The following is a 25,697-nucleotide window of genomic DNA, read 5'->3' on the forward strand; positions in this document are numbered from 1 at the left end:
TGCCCGCTTTGTTACGTCAGGACGCTGTTTTTGCGTCAGGTTTCGCGTCGGCTTTCGCGTCGGCGTTGGCATCGAGTTGCTGCGTGCTCCAGCCGCCGCCGATCGCCTGAATCAGGCCCACGGTTGCGTTCAGCCGCCGCGTATCCAGTTCCAGCGACGAAATCTGCGTGGACAACGCCGTCGTCTGCGCCGTCACCACATCCAGATAACTCACCACGCCATCGCGGTAACGCGACATCGACAGCGTCAGCGTGCGCTGGGCGGCCGTGAGCGCCTCGTCTTCGCGTTGCGCTTCGTCGCCCAGATGGTGCAGCAGCGCGAGATTGTCCTCGACCTGCTGGAACGCATTGAGCACGGTGGCCTTGTAATCGGCGCCGTTCTCGGCGAGCTTCGCGCGCGCTTCACGCACCTTTGCCTTGCGCAGACCGCCGTCGAAGATCGTCTGCACGAGCGTCGGGCCGATCGACCACATCTCGTTGGGCGCGGCCAGCCACGGGCTGAAGGTGTCGCTCTGGAAACCGCCGTCCAGACCCAGCGACAGATCCGGGAAGAACGCGGCCTTCGCCACGCCGATCTCCGCATTGGCCGAGGCCACGCGGCGTTCGGCCGCCGCGATGTCCGGGCGCCGTTGCAGCAGCGCCGAAGGCAGCCCGGCGGGCAGATTCGGCAGATGCGGGCGCAGCGTGTCGGACGCGACGTTGAAGTCGGACGCCGGCACGCCGATCAGCGTGGCGATCGCGTGCTCGTAGAGGGCACGGCGCGCGCTCACGTCGTCGGCGGAAGCCTGCGCGGCGGCGAGCTGATTCTGCGCGCGCGACACGTCCAGATCAGAAGCGATGCCGCCGCGATGGCGGCTCTCGGTCAACTCCAGCGCGTGACGGTAGGCGGCGATCGTATCGTCGAGCAGCTTCGACTGCTGGTCGAGACCGAGCAGGTTGAACCAGGTCGTCGCGAGCTTTGCCTGCAGGCTCAGTTGCAGCGAAGCGAGATCGGCCTCGCTGGCCTCGCTCGTGGCCTGGCCGGCCTTCACTTCGTTGCGCACCTTGCCCCACAGATCGAGGTCGTAGCCGATGCCCACATCGAGCGTGTTCGCGTTGTACACGTTCGGCTGACCCGAGCCGCGCAGCGGGCGCAACGCCGACTGCCGGTCGCGCTGCACCTGCGCACCGAGGCCGATGGTCGGCAACAGCGCCGATTTGGCCTGGGCGGTGAGCGAGTCGGCTTCGTCGTGACGCGCGAGCGCGGCGGCGATGTTCGGGTTGGCCTTGGCGACCTTCGGCTCGAGCTGATCGAGCATCGGATCATGGAAGACTTTCCACCAGCCGTCGCGCGGCAATTCGTCGGCGGGCTGCGCCATCTGCCAGCCGCCGGTTTCCTTGAAGTGCGTCGGGATCGCTGCGGCGGGCGCGTGATAGACGGGCGCGAATGAGCACGCGCCCAGCAACGCAGTCGTTGCGAGCGCAACCAGCTTCAAGCGCCCGCGCGCCAGAGAGGGCAGGGGGAACCGCTTAACCATGCGCCTGCTCCGCGTCGTGCGACGCATTGGCCGATGCGGTCTTCGCGGGCGCATTGGTCGCCGCCGTGGCGGCGAGGCGCACCACATCGCCGTTCGTCAGCGAATCGGGCGGGTTGTCGATCACGCGTTCGCCCGCCTTCAACCCCTCGATGATTTCCACGCGCGTGCCCAGATCGGTGCCGATCGTCACGTCGCGCAACTGCACCTTATGGTCGTCGCCCGCGACGGCCACCTGCATGCCGTGCGAGCGGAAGATCAGCGCGCTGGCGGGCACGAACAGGGCGTGCGCGTCGCCGGGCATCGCCAGATGGACTTCCGTGTACTCGCCGGGGAACAGCATGCCCTGCTTGTTGTCGACGGAAAGTTGCACGAGCATCGTGCCCGACGTGGGCGAGATCGACTGGTCGGTATCGACGAGCTTCGCATCGAACTGCATGCCCGGGCGCTCCGGCACCGTGAGCGTGGCGTGCATGTCCGGTTTGATCGACGCCGCGTCGCTCTGCGGCACGCTCACGTAGACGCGCAACTGGCTCGCGTCGGACACCGTGAAGAGTTCCGGGCCGCTGCCGCTGCCCGCGCTGATGAGCGCGCCCACGTCGGTCTTGCGCGCCGTCACCACGCCGTCGAACGGCGCGGTCAGACGCTTGAACGATTCGAGCGCTTCGAGGCGGCGCACGTTCGCCTGATTGGCGTCCACGGTGGCCTGCTTGGCGATCAGGTCCGAGGTCTTTTCATCGGCTTCCTGCTGCGAAACCGAATCCTGCTTGAGCATCTCGGTCCAGCGTTTCGCGGTGGTGGCCGCGAGCTTTTCGTTGGCGATCGAGTTCTGCAGATCGGCGCGCGCCTGCTGAAGCTGCTGATCGAGATCGGGCGTATCGATCACGCCCAGCAACTGGCCCGCCTTCACATGCGTGCCGATATCGGCGTACCAGGCGTGCAGATAGCCGGAGACGCGCGCGTAGATCGGCGCGTTGATATACGCGGCCAGATGGCCGGGCAGCACGAGCGCCTGCGAGGCCGGGCTCGGCTCGGGCAGCACGGTGGCGACCGTGGGCACGGCCTGGGCGTCGGTCCAGGACGTGAGTTCCTGATGCGCGTGCACGCGGCTGAACAGACCGCCGGAGACGATCCCGGCGGCGACCATCAACGCCACGGCGGCGACGGACTTCAGATGGCGCAGCGATTGCGGCGGGGCGATGTCGACTTCAGTGGACATGGGATTCTCCCTCGAGGGCGGGTTGTTCCAGAGTGGGGATGGTGGCGTGCGGTTCGTCGTTATCGGAATCGTCGTGACCATCGCCGCGGTCATTGCGGTGCACGAGGCTGAACACCACGGGCACGAACAGCAGCGTCGCCAGCGTCGCGCACAGCAGGCCGCCGATCACGGCGCGGCCGAGCGGGGCGTTCTGTTCGCCGCCGTCGCCCATGCCGAGCGCCATCGGCGCCATGCCGATAATCATCGCCAGCGCCGTCATCAGCACCGGACGGAAGCGCGTGAAGCCGGCTTCCATGGCGGCGCGCAGCGCGTCGCCGGTGACGGCCAGACGTTCGCGGGCGAACGACACCACCAGAATCGCGTTGGCGGTCGCCACGCCCATGCAGAGAATCGCGCCGGTGAGCGCCGGGACGGACAGCGGCGTGTGCGTGGTGAATAGCATCCAGACGATGCCCGCGAGTGCGGCCGGCAACGCGCAGACGATCACGAACGCATCGGCCCACGAATGGAAGTTCACGACGATCAGCAGATAGATCAGCAGCACCGCGCCCGCGAGACCGAGCAGCAGGCCCGTGAACGCGCTGTTCATGGTCTGCACCTGGCCGCGCATCGTCACGGTCGAGCCCTTCGGCACGTCCTTGGCGGTAGCGTGGATGGCCGCCTGGATCTGCGACGCCACCGCGCCCAGATCGGCACCTTGCGTGGTCGCGTAGATGTCGAACAGCGGCATGATGTTGTAGTGCGAGACCACGGCGTCGGCGGTGCCGCGCGTGATCGTGGCGATGCCGCCGAGAATCTGCGAGCCGCCGGTCTTGCTCGTGACCGGCAGATTCTGCAGATCGGAGAGCGTGGTCATGCGGTATTGCGGCGTCTGCGCGACGATCGGATACGACACGCCGTTCTTCGGGTTGAGCCAGTAGGTCGGCGACACCTGGCTCGTGCCCGACAGGCTGGCCACCACGGAGTTCGTCACGTCCTGCTCGGTGATGCCGAGTTCATCCGCACGCGAACGGTCGACGGCCACGGTCAACTGCGGATAGGTCGAGGCCTGCTGGATACGCGGATCGGCCACGCCCGGCACCTTGGCGACCAGACGCAGCAGTTCGTTGGCGTACTTCTTGTTCGCTTGCATGTTCGGGCCGCTGACCTGCACGTCGATCGGTGCGGGCGCGCCGAAGTTCAGGATCTGGCTGACGATATCCGCAGGCAGGAACGAGAACGTCGTGCCCGGGAACAGGCGTGGAAGTTGCGTGCGCAACATTTTCACGTACTGCGCGGTAGGCGCATGATTTTCGCCGAGCGAAATCATGATGTCGCCGTCCTGCGGCCCGATCGTGCCGCTATTGTTGTACGTGAGGTTGATACCGCTGTTCGGCAGGCCGATATTGTCGATGATGCTCGTAAGCTGGTCGGCCGGAATCGCATGGCGCACCGTGTCTTCGATATGGTCGAAGAGGTCGGCGGTGTCTTCCACACGCGTGCCGATCGGCGCGCGCACGTGAATTTCGATTTCGCCCGAATCGATATTCGGGAAGAAGTTGCGGCCAAGGAACGGCACCAGCGCGAACGACAGCATCACGATGGCGAGAAAGCCCACGACGAAGCGCTTGCGATGCGTGAGTGCAAGACCCAGCACGCCGCGATAACCGGCGCGAATGCGCTCGAAGCGACGCTCGAAACCGCGCTGGAAACGCACCAGCGGATTGCGCGAAACTTTGACGTGATCGTGCGCGCCATGCGGTGCCATGATGGCCGCGAGTTCGCCCGATGCGTGACCTTGCGACGCGTGCGGCTTGAGCAGGTAGCGCGCCATCATCGGCACGAAGGTACGCGAAAGAATGAACGACGCGATCATCGCGAAGATCACGGATTCGGCCATCGGCACGAACAGGTAGCGTGCGATACCGTCGAGCAGCAGCATCGGCACGAACACGATACAGATACACAGCAGCGAAACCAGTGCGGGCGCAACGATCTGCGCGGCGCCGTCGAGAATCGCACTGCGCACGTCCTTGCCTTGTTCCAGATGCCAGTTGATGTTCTCGATCGTCACCGTGGCATCGTCGACGAGAATACCCACCGCTAGCGCGAGCCCGCCCAAGGTCATGACGTTGAGCGTTTCACCGCAAGCCGCGAGACCCGCGATAGCCGCAAGCACGGCCAGCGGAATCGACGCCGCAATGATGAGCGTCGAGCGCCAGCTACCGAGGAACAGCAGGATCATGGCCGAAGTCAGTGCAGCCGCGATAATGCCTTCGCGCGCCACGCCGCTCACGGCGCCCTTCACGAACACCGACTGATCGCCCAGCGGCACGAGCTTGAGGCTAGGCGGCAGCGACTGTTCGATCAGCGGCAGCTTGGCCTTCACGCCCGCGATGATGTCGAGCGTCGATGCCGAGCCGTTCTTGAGAATCGACATCAGCACCGCACGGTGACCGTCCACGCGCACGATATTGCCTTGTGGCGGATAGCCGTCGCGTACGTGCGCCACGTCGCGCATATAGATCACGGCGCCATCCACCGTTTTAATCGGCAGATTGTTGAGCGCGTCGATCGACAACGGGCTGTTGTTCAGGCGCACGTTGTATTCGAACTGGCCGATCTTCTGCGTGCCCGCAGGAATGATCTGGTTCTGCTGCGCGAGCGCATTCGCCACGTCCTGCGCGGAGAGCTTGCGCGCCTGCAGCGCCTGCGGATTCAGGTCGATCTGCACTTCGCGCGTCTTGCCGCCATATGGCGTGGGAATCGCAACACCCGATACGGACAGCAATTGCGGCCGGATAAAGTTGGTTGCGTAGTCACCGAGTTGCTGCTCGTTGAGCTTGTCGCTCGTGAGCGCAAGCTGCAGCACCGGCACCGTGGACGCGTTGTAGTTAAGAATCTGCGGCGGTGTGGTGCCTGGCGGCATCTGCTTCAACACGGTCTGCGAAACCGAGGTCACCTGCGCCGTGGCGGTGCGAATATCCACGGTCGGCTGGAAGAAGATTTTCACGATGCCATAGCCGCGGAACGACTGCGATTCGATGTGGGCCACATCGTTGACAGTCGTGCCGAGCGTGCGCTCGTAATAGGTGACGATACGTCCCGACATGTCGTCGGGTTGCAGACCGGCGTAATTCCACACCACGCTAATCACGGGAATGCGGATATCCGGGAAGATATCGGTTGGCGTGCGTAACGCAGCGAGCGGGCCAGCGATCAGGATCAACAGGGCCAGCACGATGAACGTGTACGGACGGTTCAAGGCCAGCCGGACGATTTTCAGCATCAGAAGGGGCTCCGTTCAGAACATCGGCGCCGGTTCCCGTCGCGTACCGGTGCGCCCAGATGGCGCAAAAAAAGCGTGAAAAGTACGGGAAACTACTGTGGAACCGACGCCGGTATTGTGGCGGGCGGGGTGTAACGTCCTGCAACCAGACAGATGAAAGAAGTTTTATTTATCGACTGGTTTTTTTAACAAAAAGGACTGCGAATCGCTGAATAAAAAAGTTTATTCGCAATGGCGTCAATTCGATTAACCGAGCAGATAACCGGAGCCGCGTATCGTGCGAATCAGCGAAGGCTCGCCAGGCGTATCCACGCGATTGCGCAGACGTCCCACATGCACATCCACCAGGTTCGTGCCCGGATCGAAGCGGCCGCCCCAGACGCCTTCGAAAATCATCGTGCGCGTGAGCACCTGGCCCGCGTGGCGCATCATGAATTCGAGCACGCGTAATTCGGTGGGGCGCAGGCGCAGCAATTTGTCGCGGCAGGTGAGCTTGCGCTTGACCAGATCGAGTTCGATCGGGCCGACGCGCAGCACCGTTTCCGCTGCAACCGGGCGCGTGCGGCGGCGCACGAGCGCTTCCACGCGCGCGGACATTTCGTCGATCGAAAAAGGCCGCGTGAGGTAATCGTCGCAACCGGCGCGCAGCCCCTGGATGCGTTCTTCCACACCGGTGGTGGAACTCATGACGATCACGGGCGTTTCGATGCCCACGCCGCGCATGGTGGTGACGATGGTGAGCCCGTCGAGATCGGGCAGGCGGCGCTCGAGCGCGACCACGTCATAGTCGCCGGCCATCACCATGGCGATGCCTTCGCGGCCGGAGCGCGCGACATCGACGGTGAAGCCTGTGGAGGCGAGCGTGGGGACGACGCTTTGTTCCGTGACAGCGTCGTCTTCGATGGTCAATATTCTGGGCATGGCTTTCCAGGAGTCGAGGCGGGATGATCGCGCGGATCATCCATGAATCAGGCGGCGTATTGCGCAACTGCGCGCAGCGTGTGCGGCATGGCATGGGTGGCGGGAAGGTGATGCGCCGGCGCGGGCTGGCCGCGAAACTGCTCGACGGCGAAGTCGATAAAGCTGCGCACTTTCATCGTCAGATAATTGCGGCCCGAATAGACGATCGACACGTGCTGCATGCCGCCGTTGACATCGTAGGCATTGAGCACCGGCAGCATGACGCCGCGCGCGATATCGTCGGCAACCAGCGGCAGCGGCAGCAGCGCCACGCCCATATCGGCGAGCGCGGCAGCGCGCACCGTGGCATAGCCGCTGGCGGTGAGCGGGCCACTTACGTTCACGCGTTGCACGCCTTCGGCGTTGGCGAATTCCCAGCTACGCGGCGCGTCCGATACGGCGAGCAGATCGTGCTGCGAAAGATCGGCGGGCGTGCGCGGCATGCCTTTGCGCGAGAGATAGGCGGGCGTGGCCACCACCAGTTCCTTCACCGATGTGAGCTTGCGGCTCACGAGCGAAGCGTTGACCTGCTGGCGGTCGGTGGCGAAGCAGACGTCGTAGCCGCCTTCGATCATGTCGATATGGCTGTCGTAAGCGGTCACGTCGAAATCCACCCGCGGATTCACGCCGCGATACGCGCCCAGCAGCGCGCTGAGGGCACCGCTTGCGAATACCGAAGGCGCGGCAATGCGCAGCACGCCGCTCGGGTCGCGCGTGGCGCGCACGAGTTCGGATTCGACTTCGTCGAGCTTGTCGATCACCGCGCGGCAGCCATCCAGATAGAGACGGCCCGCTTCGGTCAGCGAAAGACTGCGCGTCGAGCGGTTCAACAGACGCATATTCAGATGCGCTTCGAGCATGCCGACGCTGCGCGTGACCGCGGCGGCGGACATGCCGAGTTGCTTGCCCGCGAGGCTGAAGCTGCTCAGATCGACAACGCGCGTGAAAACGCGCATGGCTTGTAGCTGGTTCATTTGGCGAGTCCTTGCCGATAATGGCGAGAAGGCTCAGGGCCGCGCGCAGCATGCCCTGAATGGAAGGGACGAACGGGCGCAGCGCACGCGTGGACAATCACGCATGACGGCGCAGGCCCGCTCGCGCTGCGCGCGGGTCCGTATTCACGAGTTGAACGGTTGGCGCGGCGGATTATTCCGCTACGCCGTGTGCGGCCTAATTCGGCAACGCGTGCATGGGAAAGCGCGCCTCGCGCTGCGCGGCGGCTTCGTGCGCGCTCAGGGCGTCCTTGAGGCGCTGCATGCTTTCGGTCGGAATGGCAAAACCGGCCCAACCCAGGCCGGTATGGCGCAGAAATACCACCGCGCCGTCGAACAGCGGATTGCGTTCGGTGTACCAGCACGGATCGATTTCGAGCACGTATTGATGCGAGCGCAAAGGCTGCTCGGGTACGGCCGGGCGCATTTGTGCGCGCAGCTTGCTCAATTCTTCGATCAGGCCGTCTACGTCGGCGGTATCGAGCAGCGCGGCATGGCCGTCGATATTCACGCTGACCGCGTGCTCGCCATATTCATTGATGAGTTCGACCGACATCGGCTTTTGCATGGTGCATTCCTCGCAGTCCAGAAACTGGAAGGAATTATCGGTTCCGGCCCGGCATCGGTGTTTTAAGTTGCCGCTCACTCAACATGAAAACTAATTTAGAAAACGGCGAGACGTGCGTGATTTTGCGCGTGTGCAGAAGGTGGGATGGCGGGAAAAGGCGAGAAGAATGAAGCCTGCGTTCACGCGTTAAATGACAGCCGTGTCATATAACGCGCGAACGCAAAAATAATCCGCAATGGACTATTTCAGTTACGACAATTACCAGTGGTATTTGAGCCCTGCAAAAACCTGGCGACCATATCCATACGCACAATAATTACCGTAGTAACACGACGCCACATAAGTCTTGTTCAACAGATTCTGCGCGTTGATATAGACCTCCGAACCCTTCAGGCGCGGAATCGCGTAACCGAGGTCGTAGCGCAATGCCGCGTCCAGCAGGAAGAAGCTGCGCACCTGGAAGCTGTTGTCGGTGCTATAGGTTGCGCCCGTATAACGTCCGCCGCCGCCGATCGACAGACCCGCCAGCGGGCCGCCATGAATCGTGTAATACGCCCACAGCGAAGCCTGGTTCGACGGAATTGCGGCCAGATGCTTGTCCTGCAGACCGCTGTTGTCCTTCGTGTAGATCGTGTTCAGGTACGTATAGCTCGCGGAAACGTCGAGCGAACGGGTGAGGCTGACCTTCGCTTCGAGTTCGACGCCGCGCGAACGCGCTTCGCCTGCTTCGGAGTAATAGGAAGGATTGCTCGCATCGGCGGTCAGCAGGTTCTTGCGCGTGAGATCGAAGATCGCCGCCGTGAACAGCGCGTTGTAATGCTTCGGCTGATACTTGATGCCCAGTTCGTATTGTCGGCCGCGCTCGGGATCGAAGGCCTTGCCGTTGATGTCCGTGCCCGACTGCGGCGAGAAGGACTCCGAATAACTGAAGTACGGCACGATGCCGTTATCGAACAGATAGCTGATACCGCCGCGCCACGTAAAGGCGTGATCGTTCTGCCACTGGCGCGTGTTGTCGGTGATGTCGTTCGTGACCGTGTTGGCCCAGTCCTGGCGCACGCCCAGCGTCATCAGCACTTTCTTGTAGCGCAACTGGTCCTGCGCGTAGACGCCGTACTGGTTGCTGCTCGCGCGCGTGGTGGTGCGCGCGGGGTCTTCCACCGCTGCGCCATACACGGGATCGAACACGTCGATCGAAGGCGCGCTGCCATAACCGGTCGCGTAGGTCGTGGCCATGTGCTGATAATCGAAACCGGCCAGAACGGTGTGATCGACGGGTCCGGTGGAGAAGTTGCCTTCCACCTGATTGTCGATGGCGAACGAATTCATCTGCTCGTTCGACGCGATCGAATTGCGGTCGAGCGTGCGGTAATCGTCTTCGAGACTGCTGCCGTAGACGCTCGCGTAGTCTTCGCTGATGTGATAGTAGCGGGCGTTCGAACGCACCTTCCACGTATCGTTGAGCGCGTGCTCGAACTGATAACCCACCGCTTCCTGAGTGCGGCTGAAGCGTTCGAAATTGGCCTCGCCATCATAGAAGCTGCGCCCGATCGTGCCGAGCGGATCGTACAGCACGGTGCCGACCGCCGGCACGCTGCCATACGACGTGCTGGCCGGATCGCGCTGATAGAGCGCGTAGAGCGTGAGCGTGGTCTTCTCGTCGGGGCGCCAGGTGAAGGATGGCGCCACCGCCACGCGCTCGTTGCGCGTGCTGTTGACCTGACCGTCTTCCTGGCGGCCGATGGCCGTGAAGCGATACAGATAGTGCTGGTCGCCGGCGATCGGGCCGGAGAAGTCCATCGTCGCCTGTTGATGGCGATCGTTGCCGAACTCCACGCCCAGTTCGTGATACGGCTGCACGGTCGGCAGCTTGCTTTCCTGGTTGATCAGGCCGCCGGCGTTCGCCTGGCCGTAGAGCACCGAAACCGGCCCGCGCAGCACGTCGATGCGATCCATCAGATACGGATCGACCTGCGGCACCGAATACATGCCGTTCTGGATCTGCTTGAGGCCGTTCCAGTAAGTGTCCGCGCTGAAGCCGCGAATATTGAGCATGTCGTAGCGCGTGGCGACGCCGCCGCGCGTTTCCGTACTGACGCCCGCTTCGTAGCGCACGGCGGCGTTCAGCGTCTGCGCGTTCTGCTCGTTCATCTGGTCGCGCGTGACGACCGAGATCGACTGCTGCGCTTCGACAATCGGCGTGCCGGTTTTGGTGCCCGTCGAACTCCATTTGGCGACGACGCCTTCGGTCGGGCCATACGGGCTGTCGCTCTGCCCGGCCACCTTGACGGCGGGCAGCGTGGTGTCGTCGGCTGCGGTGCCGGCCGCGGCCGGGCGCGCACGCACGAGCCACACGCCGGTGCTGCTCTGCGCGATTTCGAGCTTGGTGCCCGCCAGCAGCGTGCTGAAGCCGTCGGCGACCGAATAGCTGCCGTGCAGACCCTTGCTCGCAAGACCGTCGACGAGGCTCGCGTCGAGCTGGACCGTCACGCCGGCCTGCATCGCGAAATCGGAGAGCGCGGTGCCCAGCGGCCCGGCGGCGACGTCATAGGTCTTGCTGGCGGCCGCCGTGGCAGCGGCCTGTGCCGCGAACGCGGGCGTGGCGCAGAGTCCGCCCAGCGCGAGGCTGGCCGGAATCGCGCGCAAGGCGAGCGCAACCGTCGCGCTCGACGTGACGCGGCGGGCGGCGAACAGAGGAAAACGCGAGCGGGCGGCGTGGCGCGCAACGGGCTCGGGTGCGCGGCGGGGCCGGCGTGCAGACATGGAAACTCCTGATCGGACGATGTGTGTTGAATCGGTTGATACGTGCTTGACACGCGAGATCAGGAAAGGGGACACGGATTCGCAAAATTTTTTTGCGCCTGCCGACAGCCCGGAAAACTCAGGCCGCGCCGCCTGGGGATGCGGGCTGTGGACCCGGCACGACCGTCACCCAGTAGCGCGTGCGCCAGATCACCTGCACCGGCAGCGTTTCGGGCAGCGCGGCGAGGATGTTGTCGGTATCGGCGAGCTGGAACGCGCCGGAGATATGCAGATCGGCCACCGCCGGATCGCAGCGCACGAGGCCCGGCCGGTAGCGGCTCAACTGGTCGAGGAAATCGGCCAGACGCACGCGCTGCGCGAACAGCACGCCGCGCGTCCAGTCCGCGTCGTGCGGGTCGGCGCTCGTGAGACCGTCGATGCTGGTCGCCGTGAAGCGCGTCTGCTCTCCGGCGGCGACGATGCGCGCGAGATGCGGCGCGTCGGCGGGCGTGACTTCCACCGCGCCGTGATAGACCGCGACGTGCGTGTCGCCGTCCTGGCGCACGACAAAGCGCGTGCCGAGCGCGCGGATGCGGCCATCGTCGGTTTGCACGATAAAGGGCCGCGCGGGTGTCTGCGGATCGGGCGCGGTTTCCACGAGGATTTCGCCAGCGTCCAGGCGCACGCGCCGCTCGTGTGCGTCGAAGTCGACGTCGAGCGCGGTGGCGGTGTTCAGATCCACGCGCGTGCCGTCGGCGAGCATCAGCGTGCGGCGCTCGCCGGTGGCGGTGCGCGCGTCGGCGCACCAGACGCGCCACGGCGTCGTGCGCCAGGCGAGCCAGGCAGTGGGCCCGGCGACCAGCAGCACGCTCAGCGTCTTGATGGCCGCGCGACGTTGCGCGGGATCGGCACGCGTGCCGCGTGTGTCGCGTTTGCCCCGTGTGCCGCGCTCAGCACGCGTGAGCGCGGGCATGCCCACACTCGCGGGCAGCGCGTCGAACTTCGCGTGAAGCCGTTCGGCGCGCCGCCACGCGCGCGCGTGTTCGGGATGCGCGGCACGCCAGCGCGTGCAGGCGTCGATCTCTTCGGGCGTGGGATTGTCGGCCAGACGCACGAGCCATTCGGCCGCCGCGCGCGCGACATGGCGCTCGAGCGGGCGTTGATCATCGTCGGTGCCGGCGTTCGTGTTGTCGATCTGGCCGTTCACGGCGCCGTCCTCATCGCGCCATCCTCACAGCACCATCATCAGGCAGGCTTCGAAGGCATCGGCCATATAGCGCTTGATGGTGCGTTCGCTCACCTGCAGGCGTTCGGCGATCTCGACGTAAGTCAGCCCTTCGAGTTGTGCCAGCAGGAACGCCATGCGCACTTTCGGCGCGAGACTGTCGAGCATCGTATCGACTTCATGCAGCGTTTCGAGGATCACGAGGCGCTCTTCGGTCGACGGCACCTGCGGTTCCGGCAGACTCGCAAGCGCGTCGAGAAACGCCTGTTCGAGCGACAGACGCCGGTAGTGATTGATGAGCACGCGGCGCGCGACCGTCGTGAGATAGGCGCGCGGCTCGCGCAGTTCGGGCGCGCCCAGGCGCTCGTGCGCGCTCAGGATGCGCAGGAAAGTGTCGTGCGCGAGATCGGCGGCTTCGAAGGCATCGCCCAGCTTGCGGCGCAGCCAGCCATGCAGCCAGCCGTGATGATCGCGATAGAGCGCGTGCACCTGTTGTTGCGCATCGATCATGACGGCGGACATCGAGCAAACCCCTTGTTTCCCGCGCCGCTGGCCGGTGCAGTCGGCCGGACTATGCGACCTGAATACGAATGATTTGCATTTATATCGTGAGATTACAGATTGCGCAACAATTTCAGCAATGAAAAAAGGGGCTTGAATGGCCCCTTTGCGGTGAATCGATTGCCAGCGCCCGATGGCGCGAGCGTCAGCGCATCGCGCCGTGCACGGCCGGATCGCGCAGGAAGTCGAGCAGCAGCGCGTTGACTTCGTCGGGCCGCTCCTGCTGGACCCAGTGGCCGGCTTCGGGCAGCAGCACTTTCTTCGTCAGGCGCGGCACGTGGTCCTGCAACTGCTCGTAGGCCTTCGCCATCATGTGGATCACGCCGTCCTGCTCGCCCGCGACGAACAGCGCGGGCTGCTGGATGCGCGCGCCGTCGAGAAAGGGCGTGAGCGCCCAGTTGCGATCGAGATTGCGATACCAGTCGATCGAGCCGCGAAAGCCGCTCTTCGCGAACTGCGCGGCGAATATATCGAGATCGGCGGCGGGCAGCCAGCCCGGTAGCGTCTCGGGATACGCGAGGCTATCGACGAAACGCTGGTGCTTTTCGAAGCCGATAAAACCCTTGCGCCGATGCTCGGGATGCCGACGGCTCTCGCCGCCCGCCGTGTAGTAGATGCCGAGCAGCGACTGGCGGATATCGGCTTCCAGTTCGCGTTCGACGCGGCCGGGCGCCTGAAAATAGTCCTGATAGAAGTGCTTTTCGAGCGTGTGCGTCTGGAAGTAAGCGGCGGGCCGCACGCGCGAGCGCGGCAGATACGGCACGCTCAATAGCGCGAGGGCGCGGAACATGTCGGGGCGCAGCAGCGCTGTCGTAGCCGCGACGATGGAACCCCAGTCGTGGCCCGCGAGGATCGCGCGCGTTTCGCCGAGCGCGTGCACGAGGCCGACCAGATCGCCGGTCAGATTCAGGATGTCGTAGGAGGCGGTGTCGAGCGGGACTTCGGTATCGCCATAACCGCGCTGGTCGGGCGCGACCACGCGATAACCGGCGGCGGCGATCGCTTCCATCTGGTGGCGCCACGAGTACCAGGACTCGGGCCAGCCGTGGCAGAGCAGCACGAGCGGACCTTCGCCGTGCTCGACGTAGTGCATGCGGATGCCGTTCGTGTAGGCGTAACGGTGTGCGAATGATGCGCTCATGGAGACTCCTAGGAGGATCGCTGCGCATGCACGATAGCAGATTTTGGATGGAAAAGAACGGTCGATCTATTTTATTGCGTGACGAGTGCGGAGGGCTCGATGACCTTGGCGATATGGATCGCGGAAACCACCCGGCCCGGCGCATCCACCGGCAGCTTTTCCGCACGTAACCACTGCACCACGAGCGGCCACAGCGTTTCCTCGAACCGGCTATGAAAAAACGCGAAATGGCCGATTTCATCCACGCCGATCTGCGCCGGCGCAATGCGCAAATGGGTGCGCGGCGCATGTGTGAAATAAGCCAGCAAACGCTCGATGGCAGGCGTCGTGCCGAAGGGATCGTCGGTGATGCTGATCGCGAGAACCGGCGCGGTGAACGCAGCGAGGCGCGTCACCAGCGCTGAACGTGCGCCTGGCGCACGCGCGTGAGTCTCCTCGAAGCGCGCCCGGCTACGGCTCCACGAAAGCGCGACACCGCGTGGCGTATCCTCCATCCAGCCCAACCGCTTCGCCGGAAAGTAGCCGCACATCCACGTCAGCAGCGGCATGACTGCATGCCACTTGAGCAACATCGGCAAGCGGCTGCGCGGCGCGTAATCACGCCAGTAAGCGTACTGCGCGCCCACCGTCACTACCCGGCGAATCGACCCGCCAGACGGCGCCAGCCCCGTCACCAATCCGCCGATGCTATGCGCCACCACATCGACCGGCTGTCCTGCGAACGCCTCGCGCGCATAACGCAGCGCCGCTTCGAAATCGCGCTCGCCCCAATCGAGCCAGGTCGCGTCGAGATCGGCTAGCCGCGCAGGCCGCGATTCGCCGATGCCGCGATAGTCGTACACGAGCACATCCCAGCCATGCCGATGCAGGCACACGGCAAAGCGAAAGTAATAGCGACAACGCACGGACGTGGCCGCATTGACGATCGCAAGCGGGCGCGGCGAGCCATCGGCCAGCGAGCGCGTGCCATGCCGCCAGACGAAGCCGCCGGGCGTGAAGCCATCGGCGGCGTGCAGGCGCACCGGTGTGGGCGGATGTTCGGTCATATGAGCGTAGTCCAGAGGCGACCCCGTCATTGAACTTGACCCAGCCGCCGCGCTCAATCAATCTTCGTGCATCGTTCGCATGAGGCACACGCATGGCAATCCCGCTCGTCAAGCTACCGTCGCTCGATTTCATCCGTGGTTTTGTCGCCGTGGGGCGGCGCATGAGCATCACGCTCGCCGCCGAAGATCTCTGCCTCACGCAGTCCGCCGTGAGCCGTCAGGTCAACGCGCTCGAAACCCAGCTGGGCGTGCGTCTGCTCAATCGCGGTTATCGCTCGATCTCGTTCACGCCCGAAGGCGAGCGTCTCTTCCGCGCTGCCGAAGGCGCGGTCGGCCAGCTTCAGGAGGTGGTCGATGCGCTGATGCAGCCGCGCGTGCGCCAGCCCGTGACGATCACGGCGAGTCTGGGCGTGGCCGGGCTCTGGCTGCTGCCGCGTCTGGGCGCGCTGCAGGATCGTCATCCCGATGTCGATCTGCGCGTGGCCGCCACCGACAAGGTGCTCGACCTGCGCGCCGAAAACATCGATCTCGCGCTGCGCTACGCGCCCGCGAACGCGTCGCCGGGCGCGTCCGCCACGGCGCACCGGCTCTACGAGGAATATGTGCTGCCGGTCGCGCATCCGTCGCTGGGCGTGACGACGCTCGACCCCGCCACGCTCGCGCGCCACGTGCTGCTCGAATTCGAAGGCCCGCGCCGCCCGATGCTGCGCTGGCCCGACCATCTGGGCGCGCTCGGCCTCGAAGGCTTGCCCGCGCGCGGCGTGCTGCGCTTCAACCGTTACGACCAGGTGATCCAGGCGGCGCTGGCGGGGCGCGGCATCGCGCTGGGCCGCCTCGCGCTGGTTGCGCCGATGCTGGCGGATGGACGCCTCGTGGCCATCGGCGAGGCGGGTGAGCCGACCGGTTACGCCTACTGGCTGCATCAGGCCGACGCCGCGCCGCGCGCGGACGCGGGCGCCGTGATCGAGTGGATTCTGGACGAAGCGCGCGACGACCTGATTACGGCCCGACGCGACTGAAACGTTGCTCCGTGACCGTCGTGCCCCACTGCGCGCCCGGCGCTTCCTCGGTCAGCGCAAAGCCGAACGACTCGTACAGATGCCGTGCCGCGTCGAGCCCCTTGAAAGTGCAGAGATACGTTTCGCGAAAGCCCAGCTCATCGACGAAACGCATGGCGCGCGTCATCAATTCGCGGCCCATGCCGCAGCCACGCAAGGCATCGTCGACGATAAACCAGCGCAGATGCGCGATGCCCGTTTGCATATCGCCGTCGATGGCGAGCGATGCCAGCGTGCGGCCGTTCTCGACGCCCAGCCAGAGCGCCTTGCCCACCGCCGGCAGCGCGCCCGCGAACGCCGCGAGTTGCGTCGCGACCCTCTGCTCGAAGAACGCGCCGAAGCCCCAATGCGCGGCGTAAAAACGCGCGTGCAGACTCGCGATATCGCCGATACAGCCGGGCAGGTAGCCTTCGTGGACCCGTGGACCGCTTGCCTCGGCGGTGGTTGAGGCAGCGGCGTTTTTGTCTTTGGCTGCGTCTTTCGCGCCGTTGTCCTGCGCCAGTGCGTCCGCGTAGAGCGCGAGCGAGCGCAGCAGCGCCTGTTGGTCGGCGGGCATCATGCGGCGCAGCGCGCTGGAGACCTGATCGGTCGCGAAACGGTCGATCTTGCGGCGCAGCTTCTGGCCTTCCGCCGTGAGATGCAGCGCGGACGAGCGCGCGTCGTCCGCACAGGCGCGCCGCTCGACGAAGCCATCGGCTTCCAGACGCGCCACCTGGCGGCTGGTGTTCGATTTATCGAGACGCAGCGTCTGCCCCAGATCGCGCGCGTTGATGCCGGGCCGCATGCCGATCTCCAGCACGGCATGGACCGCCGACGGCGCAAGATCGCTTTCGGCCAGCGTCGAGCGCATGAAACCCAGCTCGCGCACCAGCTTTCGCGAGAAGTCGCGCAATTCGAGGATGGTGGTGTCGCGGTTCTGCGCGGGGGTATCGACGAAATCCATGATCGTTCCCGATGAAGAGTGATGGCCAGTCATCGATTCTAGTTGCGATTCGCAACTACTTCAAGGCGCATCGATGAACCTTCGCATGCGTCAGATGCATGCGAAGCGCGCCAAAAACTCACTTGAGCGTCCTGCGCTGCGCGCGTTCTACTGCGTGCATGGCGGCATCGAGGAGACCATCGTGAGAGCAGCGGAAGACGCATGGCGGCAGCGCTGGCTGCTGGTCGTGGCGGGCGGCGTGGTGATGGGCGCGGCGCTGGGCGTGCGCAACGTGCAGGGGCTGTTCCTTTTGCCCGTGACGCTCGATCGCGGCTGGCCGCGCGAGACCTTCGGCCTTGCGCTGGCGTTACAGAATCTGCTGTGGGGCGTCTCGCAGCCGTTCACCGGCATGATTGCGGATCGTTACGGCTCGGCGCGCGTGATTTTCGCGGGCGCGCTGCTGTATGCGCTCGGCCTGGCGGTGATGGCGCACGCGCAATCGGTGGGCGTTTACACGTTGGGCGTGGGCGTGCTGATCGGCATCGCGTTGTCGGGCACGGCGTTCGGCGCGGTGTATGGCGCACTCTCGCGCCTCTTTCCCGCCGATCAACGCGGCTGGGCGCTGGGCGTCGCGGGCACGATCGGCGGGCTCGGGCAATTCTGGATGGTGCCGCTCGCGCAAGCGATGATCGGCTCGATCGGCTGGGCATCGGCGATCGGCGTGATGGCGGCGCTGATGTTCGCGACGGCACCGCTCGCGGCGTGGCTGCGCGACCGGCCCGCTGCGAACTCCGCGCAGGATTGCGCTGGCGACACGATGCGCGCAGCCGTGAAGGAAGCGCTCGCGCATCGCGGTTTCTGGCTGCTCAATCTGGGCTTCTTTTCCTGCGGTTTCCAGTTGGCTTTTATCGGCGCGCATCTGCCTGCCTGGCTGCTCGATCGCGGCATGAGCGCGCGCGAGGCCAGCATGGCGCTGGCGATCATTGCGCTGGCCAACACGGCGGGGACGTTTTTGTGCGGCTATGCAGGCGGATTCTTGCGCCGCAAATATCTGCTCTGCGGAATTTACTTCACGCGCGCCGCCGCAATGGCACTGTTTATTACAGTGCCGCTGACGCCCGCGAGCCTTTACGTGTTCGCTTTCGTGATGGGATTGACCTGGCTTGGCACGGTGCCGCTGACCAACGGCATCGTCTCGCAGGTGTTCGGCGTGCGTTATATCGCCACGCTATTTGGTTTCGTTTTCTTCGGCCATCAGATCGGCAGCTTCTTTGGCGTGTGGCTTGGCAGCGTGGTTTTCGATGCTACGCATTCCTATGCATGGCTCTGGTATGGATCGATTGCGCTGGGCGTTTTGTCGGGTCTGCTGCATTTGCCGATCGACGACCGGCGCGTCGCGCGCTTCAACGCTGGCGCGGCACTATCGGCATAAAGCAGCATAAAACCGCATGAAACCCACATGGATTGCGGTGTCGATTGCGTTGCTGCTGGCGGCATCGAGCGCTGTGGCATTCGCGTACTGGCTTACGCCATCGATGCTATTGACGCTGCTTTCGGGGCTGACTTTTTGTGGTTGAATGCGCAACGAAATGCGCTGACAACAGAAAGAAAGGGTAAGGAAACGCCCCTCATGCCGGTACAGGCGCTGCTATAAAATTCGCGCATGAAGCCCTGTGTCCTCATAGTTGACGACGATCCCGTCGTGCGCGATCTGCTGAGCCGTTTTTTACGCTCGCATGAATTCGATACAGCAGTCCTGCACGACGGCAAGCATCTGCTGCGCCGCCTCGAACGCGAACGGCCTTCGATCGTCGTGCTGGACATCATGATGCCGCAGACCGATGGTCTCGAAGCCATCGCCGCGCTGCGCGAAGCCGGCGACGATATTCCCGTGATCTTCGTGAGCGCGCGCGGCAGCGTGTCCGACCGCATTCGCGGCCTCACGCTGGGCGCGGACGATTATCTGCCCAAGCCTTTCGATCCGCATGAATTGCTCGTGCGCATCCAGAACATCCTGCGCCGTCGCGGGCCTTCGACGGCCAGCGCGCCCGAGGTGCGTTCGCGCTATCAGTTCGGCCCGTTCGAACTCGACTTCACGATGCGCTCGCTGTCGCGCGGACCAACGCCGATCCCGCTGCGCGAAAGCGAATTCGCGCTGCTGAAGATCTTCGCGACTCACCCGTACAAAGTGCTCACGCGCACGCTGATACACGACATCGTGCATCGCGAGGCGCGCGAATTCCGCGAGCGCAGCCTCGACGTGCCGATCTGGCGTCTGCGCCGCGTGATCGAGGACGATCCGGCCGCTCCGCGCTATATCCACACGGTACGCGGCAAGGGCTACGTGTTCGTGCCCGATCCCTCGCAAACGCCCGACGCGCTGAACGAAAGCGCCACCTGAAGCCGCCACCATAAAAAGCGCGCCGGCGAGACCGCCCGGCGCGTCAGGTACCACCGAGACCTCATCGCGCCGCTGGCGGCTGCGTGTCTGTGAAGTCAGTCGAAAGTCAGCGGATCGTCAAACCGAAGTGTCGATGAACAGCCCGCTCGAACTGGAGGCGCCTTGCGCCTGCAGATTGCCCGCGAGCGTCGCGAGGAATTGCTGAAGATCCGGCGCGGAATCTTCGAGCGGATCGTCCGACTGCACGCCCAGCGTATCGAGCAGATTCTGGTAATTCGACGCCAGCGCGCTATTCGATGTCGACGACGACTGCGCCAGCCCCGACACCGCCGAAGCCAGATCGCAGGTATAGCTCACGGAAGCCGTGCCGCTTTGCTGCGCAGCCGCCTGAAACAGCGAGCCGAGAAACTGCTGGAGCGCGGCGATCGTATCGGCCGAGCTGGACGAGCCGTCGCTTGCGGTGTCGTCGCTGACCACGCTGATATCGCCGTCCGTGGTCGTGCCGAGCGAATTCAGCGCGGCGGCGATGGCCTGCGCGAGCGGATCGGGGCCCGAATCGCTGGAAAGATCGGCGGAATGATCGTCGGATGACGACAGGGCGTTGCTCGACGTCACGCCATCGTCGGCGTTGGGCGTCGAGGTCCAGAGCGCGTAGAACGAAGGGGAATTGCCGGTCGAAGTCGCGGCGATGCTGATTGTCATGGAATGCCCCCGTGGCATGAACGGATCGATGATTATTGGCGCCATCGTATGCCGTTCGTCCGCGCCCGGGGCGGGTTTGTAAGTGGCGGAAAGGCAAGCCGCCATTCAAGGCACGCAAGTCGCTCAGGCCACTCAAGCTTGATTCAGGCCCCCGCCTGCCGTCCCGCGAATTCCACCACCGCTACGGTCCCGCGCCCTTGCGCGCCGTGTTCGAGCTTGACCTCGGCGCCGTGCGCGCGCGCGATCTCGCGCACGATCGCCAGACCCAGACCGCTGCCCGGCAAGGTCGAGGCGCGGAAGAACGGCTCGAACACCTTGTCGCGCAAGGGTTCGGCAATGCCAGCGCCTTCGTCGGCGACGGTCAGCAGATGCGTGTGCGCGCCCGCCGTGAGCGTCACCGCGACCGTGCCGCCCGCAGGCGAATAGCGAATCGCGTTATCGACGAGATTGAACACCAGCACCGAAAGCAGTTGCTCGTTGCCCATGACTTCGGCGCTGGGCGCAAGCGTCGCCACCAGTTCGACGCGCCGCCGCTGCGCGAGCAGCGCCAGTTGCTCGATCACGCCGGTCGCCACCGCGCGCATATCCACGGGCGCGCCTTCGAACTGGGTGTAATCGGCCGATTCGGCTTGCGCGAGCGTCAGCAACTGGTTGGTCAGGCCAACCAGCGAGCGGTTGCTCTGGTGCATCGCCGTGAGCGTTTCGTGCAGGCGTTCGGGGTCCTGCTGGCGGCGCGCGTATTGCAACTGCGTGCCGAGCAGCGTGAGCGGCGTGCGCAACTGATGCGCGGCATCGGCGATAAAGCGGCGCTGCATGGCGGTCTGTTTCTCGATCAGATCGAGGCAGGCGTTGAATGCGCTCACGATCGGGCGCAGTTCCGTGCGCAGCGGCTCGACGTCGATGCGCACCGAGGCCATGCGCGACGACGTGCGCACGCGCTGCGGCAGCCCGCGCGCAAGCCGCGTGAGCGGGCGCAATTCCAGCGTGAGCCCGACGCACACCAGCACCACCGCCACCGTGACGATGCCCGCGAAATAGAACATCTGCGGCCGCCAGAGCGCGCCCGCCATGGCGTCGCGCTCGCTGAGCGTGCGCCCGACCGAAACGATCACGCGGCGCGTCGTGCCCGCGTCGTACATCGGCCGGATCAGCGAAACGGCGCGGATGGGCGTGCCGTTGACGGCGGCGTCGTACCACTGCGGCGACGTTTCGGGCACGTGCTGCGGAAAATCCGAAGTACCGGCGATGATCGGCCCGCCGATTTCCTGCACGCGGAAGAACACCTGATCGCGGTGCGGCGTGCGCAGGATTTCGATGGCGCTCGGCGAGATCGAGGCGCTCAGCGCATTGCCTTCCCAGCCGATGTCGCCGGCCATCACGCGCGCGGCGGAAAGCAGCGCATCGTCCTGCAGAAGATTGGCCGTGCGCCACGCGTTGCCGCGCGTAATCAACCCGGCGGCCGCGATGAACACCGTCATCGGCAGCAGGAGCCAGAGCAGAAGGCGCACGCGCAGGCTGTTGGTGGGCCTCATCGGCTAGGGGAAGGCGGGGGTGTTATTCGTCCGCTTCGGCATCTTCGAGCAGATAGCCGAGGCCACGCAGCGTGATGATCGTCGCCGTGCTTTTTTCGAGTTTCTTGCGCAGGCGCGAGACGTAGATTTCGATCGCGTCCTCGCTGGTGGGCGCGTCGGCGTCGCTCACCGATTCGGCGAGCGTGGCCTTGGAGACGGTCTTTTTCGCGCGCAGGATCAGCGTTTCCAGCACGGTATGTTCGCGCGGCGTGAGCGTGAGCGCTTCGTCGCCCAGATAGAAGCGGCGGCTGTCCATGTCGTACAGCAGATTGCCGCAGCGGATGCGGTTCGAGCGCGACGGCGCCTGGCGGCGCGCCAGCACCTTGACGCGCGCTACCAGCTCGCGCGCGTCGAAGGGCTTGACGATGTAGTCGTCGGCGCCTGCGCCCAGGCACACCACTTTTTCGTCGATCGCGCCCGTGGCCGTGAGGATCAGCACGGGGGTGGCGTCGCCGCGCCCGCGCATGCGGCGCAGCAGCGCCTTGCCCGACATGCGCGGCAGGTTCAGATCGAGCAGGACCACGTCGTAGGTCGAGGCGCGCAGGGCATCTTCGGCGGCCTCGCCGTCACCGACGTGATCCAGCATGAAGCCGTCGTCGCTCAGCGTGCGCACGAGCCAGTGCGCGAGTTCTTCGTTGTCTTCGACGAGCAGCAGTCTCATGCGTGTTTGCGTAGGTTTGGAACGGACGGCGCTCAGGCCGTCTTGTACTGCTGGCGCGTGGCCTTCGAGCGGTACAGGAACAGCGTGGCGACCAGACCGCAGACAGCGGCGACGCTCATCCATGCGCCCGGTGCGGCCTTGTCGCCCGTCATGTGGATCAGCCACGTGGAGATGGCCGGCGTGAAACCGCCAACCAGCGTGGCGAGACTATAGGCCATCGAGAAGCCCGTGGTGCGCACATGCACCGGCATCAGCTCGGTCAGGGCGACGACCATCGCACCGTTGTACCACGCATAGAGCGTCGACAGCCACAGCTCGACCACCAGCAGCGTCGCGAACGACGGCGCCGCCACGAGCCACTGCATCGCCGGGTAGGCGGTCAGCACGGTCAGCACGGTGCAGGCGATCAGCACGGGTGCACGGCCGATGCGGTCCGACACGGCGCCGGCGATCGGCAGCCAGATGAAGTTCGATACGCCCACGCACACCGTCACCAGCAGCGCATCGTACGACGAGAGCTTGAGCACGACCTTGCCGAAGGTCGGCGTGTAGGCGGTGATCAGGTAGAACGACGTCGTCGTCATGATGACGAGACCCATGCCGGCCAGCACGATGCCGTAGTTGGCGATGATCGCACGGGTGATTTCGCCCAGGCTCGGATGATGACGGCGAGCCTGGAATTCATCGGTTTCGCGCAGCGTGCGGCGAATGTAGAACAGGAAGGGCACGATCATGCAGCCGATCACGAACGGCACGCGCCAGCCCCAGCTCGTCATTTCCTGAGCGGGCACGAGGCTGTTGAGCACCACGCCCAGCGCCGCTGCGAACACCACGGCCACCTGCTGGCTGCCCGACTGCCAGGAGCAGTAGAAGCCGCGATTGCCCTTGGTGGAGATTTCGGCGAGATAAACCGACACGCCGCCCAGTTCCGCGCCTGCCGAGAAACCCTGCAGCAGACGGCCGACCAGCACGAGCGCCGGTGCAAGCAGACCGATGCTCGCGTAGCCCGGCACGAAGGCCACGCACATGGTCCCCACCGCCATCAGCGACAGCGACATGATGAGACCCTTGCGGCGGCCGTGGCGGTCCATATAGGCGCCGAGCACGATCGCGCCGAGCGGGCGCATCAGGAAACCCGCGCCGAACACGGAGAACGCCAGCATCAGCGAGACGAACTCATTGCCGGCCGGAAAGTACGCGGCAGCGATGGCGGCGGCGTAATAGCCGTACACCATGAAGTCGTACATTTCGAGGAAGTTGCCGCTGACCGCGCGGAACACCGTGCGCGCTTTCGATTCGCCCGGTGCGGCGTTGATGGCAGTAGACATGTTGGACATCCTTTGATGAAAGACGAGCAGACCCGCAGCGGTTCGATAAACCGCCGTGCCGCTGCCCGTGGGGCTGCATTCGACGCTAACTAACTGTGTTGTTGTGCTGGGTGCTGGAGGCGCACGCTAGGGCGCGCCCTTGGGCGCGTCGGATTGCGCGCCGGTGACAAAGCGGTTGGTGTACGTTTTCGACAGATCGACGTGACGCGGCGTGAGTCCCGAGCCCGCCGCGATCAGCACGCGCTGGACGGTCTGCGGCGCGCCGGGCGGCATCAGGCCGTCGCGCGAGAACGCAGGCTGCATCGAGGCGAGCGCCTGCACGTAGCCCGCGCGGTCGCTGCCCGTGAGTTCGGCCGGCAAGGTATCGGCGATCTCCTGCGCAGAGTGCGTATCGAGGTAGCGCAGCGCGCGCACGAGCGCGTGCGCCAGTTGTGCGGTTTCATGCGGATGCGTTTCGACCCAGCTTTGGCGCATGTAGAGGCAGGCGCCCGCGTAAGGGCCGCCCAGCCAGCGCTGCGTGCCTTCGACGCTGCGCATGTCGGCGACCATCTGCGCTGCGCCGCTTGTCAGCAGGCGCGTGGCGGTGGGTTCCTCGACCATGCCCGCGTCGATGCTGCCCTGTTCGAGCGCTTCGATAAAGCGGGTGTCGGAGGCGAGCGGCACGATGGTGTAGTCGCCCGGCGCGACGCCCGCGCCCGCCGCCAGATAGCGCGTGACCACCCAGGTCGAGGCGCCGAAGCCGGTGACGCCCAGACGTTTGCCCTTCGCATCGCGCATCGAACCCGAGCGCGCCATGGCGCGGCCGCCTTCGGCGCGCGTGGAGGCCAGTTCGGCCAACCCGGCGGCGCGCTGGAACACGACGACCGAAAGCACGTCCTGGCCGCGGCTTTGCAGATCGAGCGTGTGGTCGTAGAAGCCCACCGCGCCTTCGATGGCGCCGGCGATCAGTTCCGTGGACGTGTCGATGCCCGCCGGGCCCGAAACCACCTGGACGTCGAGACCTTCGTCGCGGAAATAGCCCAGACGCGCGGCCAGCACGGCCGGGAGGTACACGATCTTGGAGACGCCGCCCATCATCAGCCGGATTGGTGCGGCTGGCCCTGCCTCGGCATAGGCCGGCGCGCCGATGCCCGCTGCCGCCGCGCCAAGCGCGATGCAGAGCAACAGGGCGCGACCGGAATGCTGGGCGCGAAAGGGCATGGGGGCGTGTCTCCTTGTGGTTGACGGCGCTACGGCGGGCCTCGGCGGGCTGCCGGTAGTCTGGATTGGTCGCCAGTATAAGAAAGAGAGCCCTTCTGGTTGCTTTCTGTCGTGAAGGGATTTTGTCGGTATTTACCCGGCTGGTGGGAATGTGGCGAAGTGCCACGGGGTGCTGAATCTTTCAATTAAGTTTCGATTGTCTTTCGTGTGTGTCTCAGTCATTTCGATATTAGGGATCGATTAGAATTCTGTTCCTTCGGTAGCTGATGGCGCGAATCGCCGCTGACGAGCGCACATACGCTGCGTGAAAAAGCGCTATGCAGAACGTCGTACTGCCGAGTTCGTTCGCGAACTGATCAGGACTACTGTGCGTATAAAACGGAGATTGGCAATCGTCGGGCGGTAGGCAATACATGTTGCTACGCGCGGAAATTACTGGCGCGAGTCAGGCATCAACGCCAACAGATCGACGCATCATTGACCTGCACCAAGCGTTCGCGATTTTCCCCAAAGGTCGACTCAATCGTGGTCAGTTTGGCAATTTCTCGATACAGGAAATCCGCTATTCTGCGGCCCTTTGTTCGCGTTGTACTCGCTCGATCTTTCCTGTTGCGCCCTC

The 25,697-nt window shown here is 64.8% G+C and carries 21 protein-coding genes; 4 read left to right on the plus strand and 17 right to left on the minus strand.

The genetic code is table 11. From position 1 onward, the window contains the following. Window positions 1–16 precede the first annotated feature (16 nt). From U5A67_RS15975 to U5A67_RS16025, 11 genes are all read right to left on the minus strand, one after another. Complete coding sequence (locus tag U5A67_RS15975; protein WP_321815419.1) at window positions 17–1,516, minus strand: efflux transporter outer membrane subunit; 1,500 nt, start codon at window positions 1,514–1,516, stop codon at window positions 17–19. Further along, window positions 1,509–2,732, minus strand: coding sequence for an efflux RND transporter periplasmic adaptor subunit (locus U5A67_RS15980; protein ID WP_321815418.1), 1,224 nt, complete (start codon window positions 2,730–2,732; stop codon window positions 1,509–1,511). The genes U5A67_RS15975 and U5A67_RS15980 overlap by 8 nt, the downstream gene beginning before the upstream one ends. Then, a complete protein-coding gene (locus tag U5A67_RS15985; RefSeq protein ID WP_321815417.1) occupies window positions 2,722–6,000 on the minus strand; it encodes an efflux RND transporter permease subunit in 3,279 nt (1,092 codons plus the stop codon). Before U5A67_RS15985 ends, U5A67_RS15980 begins: the two co-directional genes overlap by 11 nt. A 246-nt stretch (window positions 6,001–6,246) precedes the next feature. Next, on the minus strand, window positions 6,247–6,921 hold the full coding sequence (locus U5A67_RS15990; protein WP_205984503.1) for a response regulator transcription factor: 675 nt from the start codon (window positions 6,919–6,921) through the stop codon (window positions 6,247–6,249). A gap of 47 nt (window positions 6,922–6,968) precedes the next feature. Then, window positions 6,969–7,934 (minus strand): LysR family transcriptional regulator, encoded by a 966-nt coding sequence (locus U5A67_RS15995; RefSeq protein ID WP_205984504.1) that lies wholly within the window; start codon window positions 7,932–7,934, stop codon window positions 6,969–6,971. Window positions 7,935–8,130: 196 nt separating this feature from the next. Beyond that, window positions 8,131–8,520: a hypothetical protein gene (locus tag U5A67_RS16000; RefSeq protein ID WP_205984505.1), complete on the minus strand. Its 390-nt coding sequence runs from the start codon at window positions 8,518–8,520 to the stop codon at window positions 8,131–8,133. Between the two features lie 258 nt (window positions 8,521–8,778). Beyond that, a complete protein-coding gene (locus U5A67_RS16005) occupies window positions 8,779–11,283 on the minus strand; it encodes a TonB-dependent siderophore receptor (protein WP_321815416.1) in 2,505 nt (834 codons plus the stop codon). Window positions 11,284–11,401: 118 nt separating this feature from the next. After that, a complete protein-coding gene (locus tag U5A67_RS16010) occupies window positions 11,402–12,469 on the minus strand; it encodes a FecR domain-containing protein (protein ID WP_321815415.1) in 1,068 nt (355 codons plus the stop codon). A gap of 24 nt (window positions 12,470–12,493) precedes the next feature. Beyond that, on the minus strand, window positions 12,494–13,009 hold the full coding sequence (locus U5A67_RS16015; RefSeq protein ID WP_321815414.1) for a sigma-70 family RNA polymerase sigma factor: 516 nt from the start codon (window positions 13,007–13,009) through the stop codon (window positions 12,494–12,496). Window positions 13,010–13,193: 184 nt separating this feature from the next. Next, window positions 13,194–14,189: an alpha/beta hydrolase gene (locus U5A67_RS16020; protein ID WP_321815413.1), complete on the minus strand. Its 996-nt coding sequence runs from the start codon at window positions 14,187–14,189 to the stop codon at window positions 13,194–13,196. Between the two features lie 71 nt (window positions 14,190–14,260). After that, window positions 14,261–15,235 carry an alpha/beta fold hydrolase gene (locus U5A67_RS16025; protein WP_321815412.1) on the minus strand — a complete coding sequence of 325 codons (975 nt, stop codon included), beginning with the start codon at window positions 15,233–15,235 and terminating at the stop codon, window positions 14,261–14,263. 92 nt (window positions 15,236–15,327) lie between these two features. Here U5A67_RS16025 and U5A67_RS16030 point away from each other — a divergent pair, with 92 nt between their 5' ends. Then, the gene (locus U5A67_RS16030) at window positions 15,328–16,254 is read left to right on the plus strand and encodes a LysR substrate-binding domain-containing protein (RefSeq protein WP_321815411.1); all 927 of its coding nucleotides are present in this window, start codon (window positions 15,328–15,330) and stop codon (window positions 16,252–16,254) included. On the opposite strand, the gene U5A67_RS16035 is transcribed toward U5A67_RS16030, so the two are convergent. Beyond that, the gene (locus U5A67_RS16035; protein ID WP_321815410.1) at window positions 16,235–17,236 is read right to left on the minus strand and encodes a helix-turn-helix domain-containing GNAT family N-acetyltransferase; all 1,002 of its coding nucleotides are present in this window, start codon (window positions 17,234–17,236) and stop codon (window positions 16,235–16,237) included. The genes U5A67_RS16030 and U5A67_RS16035 overlap by 20 nt on opposite strands. Before the next feature lie 181 nt (window positions 17,237–17,417). On the opposite strand from U5A67_RS16035, the gene U5A67_RS16040 reads away from it, so the two are divergent. From U5A67_RS16040 to U5A67_RS16050, 3 genes are all read left to right on the plus strand, one after another. Continuing rightward, entirely contained in the window at window positions 17,418–18,647 is a 1,230-nt protein-coding gene (locus U5A67_RS16040) for an MFS transporter (protein ID WP_415767850.1), read from the plus strand. Between the two features lie 16 nt (window positions 18,648–18,663). Further along, window positions 18,664–18,792 carry a hypothetical protein gene (locus U5A67_RS16045; RefSeq protein WP_321959720.1) on the plus strand — a complete coding sequence of 43 codons (129 nt, stop codon included), beginning with the start codon at window positions 18,664–18,666 and terminating at the stop codon, window positions 18,790–18,792. Window positions 18,793–18,878: 86 nt separating this feature from the next. Then, on the plus strand, window positions 18,879–19,616 hold the full coding sequence (locus U5A67_RS16050; RefSeq protein WP_321815408.1) for a response regulator: 738 nt from the start codon (window positions 18,879–18,881) through the stop codon (window positions 19,614–19,616). Between the two features lie 117 nt (window positions 19,617–19,733). On the opposite strand, the gene U5A67_RS16055 is transcribed toward U5A67_RS16050, so the two are convergent. The 5 genes from U5A67_RS16055 to U5A67_RS16075 all read right to left on the minus strand — a co-directional run bounded on the left by U5A67_RS16055 (window position 19,734) and on the right by U5A67_RS16075 (window position 25,078). Then, window positions 19,734–20,318, minus strand: coding sequence for a hypothetical protein (locus U5A67_RS16055; protein ID WP_321815407.1), 585 nt, complete (start codon window positions 20,316–20,318; stop codon window positions 19,734–19,736). A 143-nt stretch (window positions 20,319–20,461) separates the two neighbouring features. Further along, window positions 20,462–21,850, minus strand: a complete 1,389-nt coding sequence (locus U5A67_RS16060) for a sensor histidine kinase (RefSeq protein WP_321815406.1) — start codon at window positions 21,848–21,850, stop codon at window positions 20,462–20,464. Window positions 21,851–21,872: 22 nt separating this feature from the next. Then, window positions 21,873–22,550 (minus strand): response regulator transcription factor, encoded by a 678-nt coding sequence (locus tag U5A67_RS16065; RefSeq protein ID WP_205984516.1) that lies wholly within the window; start codon window positions 22,548–22,550, stop codon window positions 21,873–21,875. A 32-nt stretch (window positions 22,551–22,582) separates the two neighbouring features. Continuing rightward, complete coding sequence (locus U5A67_RS16070; protein ID WP_205984517.1) at window positions 22,583–23,878, minus strand: MFS transporter; 1,296 nt, start codon at window positions 23,876–23,878, stop codon at window positions 22,583–22,585. Window positions 23,879–24,004: 126 nt separating this feature from the next. Then, the gene (locus tag U5A67_RS16075; RefSeq protein WP_321815405.1) at window positions 24,005–25,078 is read right to left on the minus strand and encodes an ABC transporter substrate-binding protein; all 1,074 of its coding nucleotides are present in this window, start codon (window positions 25,076–25,078) and stop codon (window positions 24,005–24,007) included. Between the last annotated feature and the right edge of the window lie 619 nt (window positions 25,079–25,697).

The sequence above is a fragment of the Paraburkholderia sp. J69-1 genome (assembly GCF_905220255.1).
Classification (GTDB): Bacteria; Pseudomonadota; Gammaproteobacteria; order Burkholderiales; family Burkholderiaceae; genus Paraburkholderia.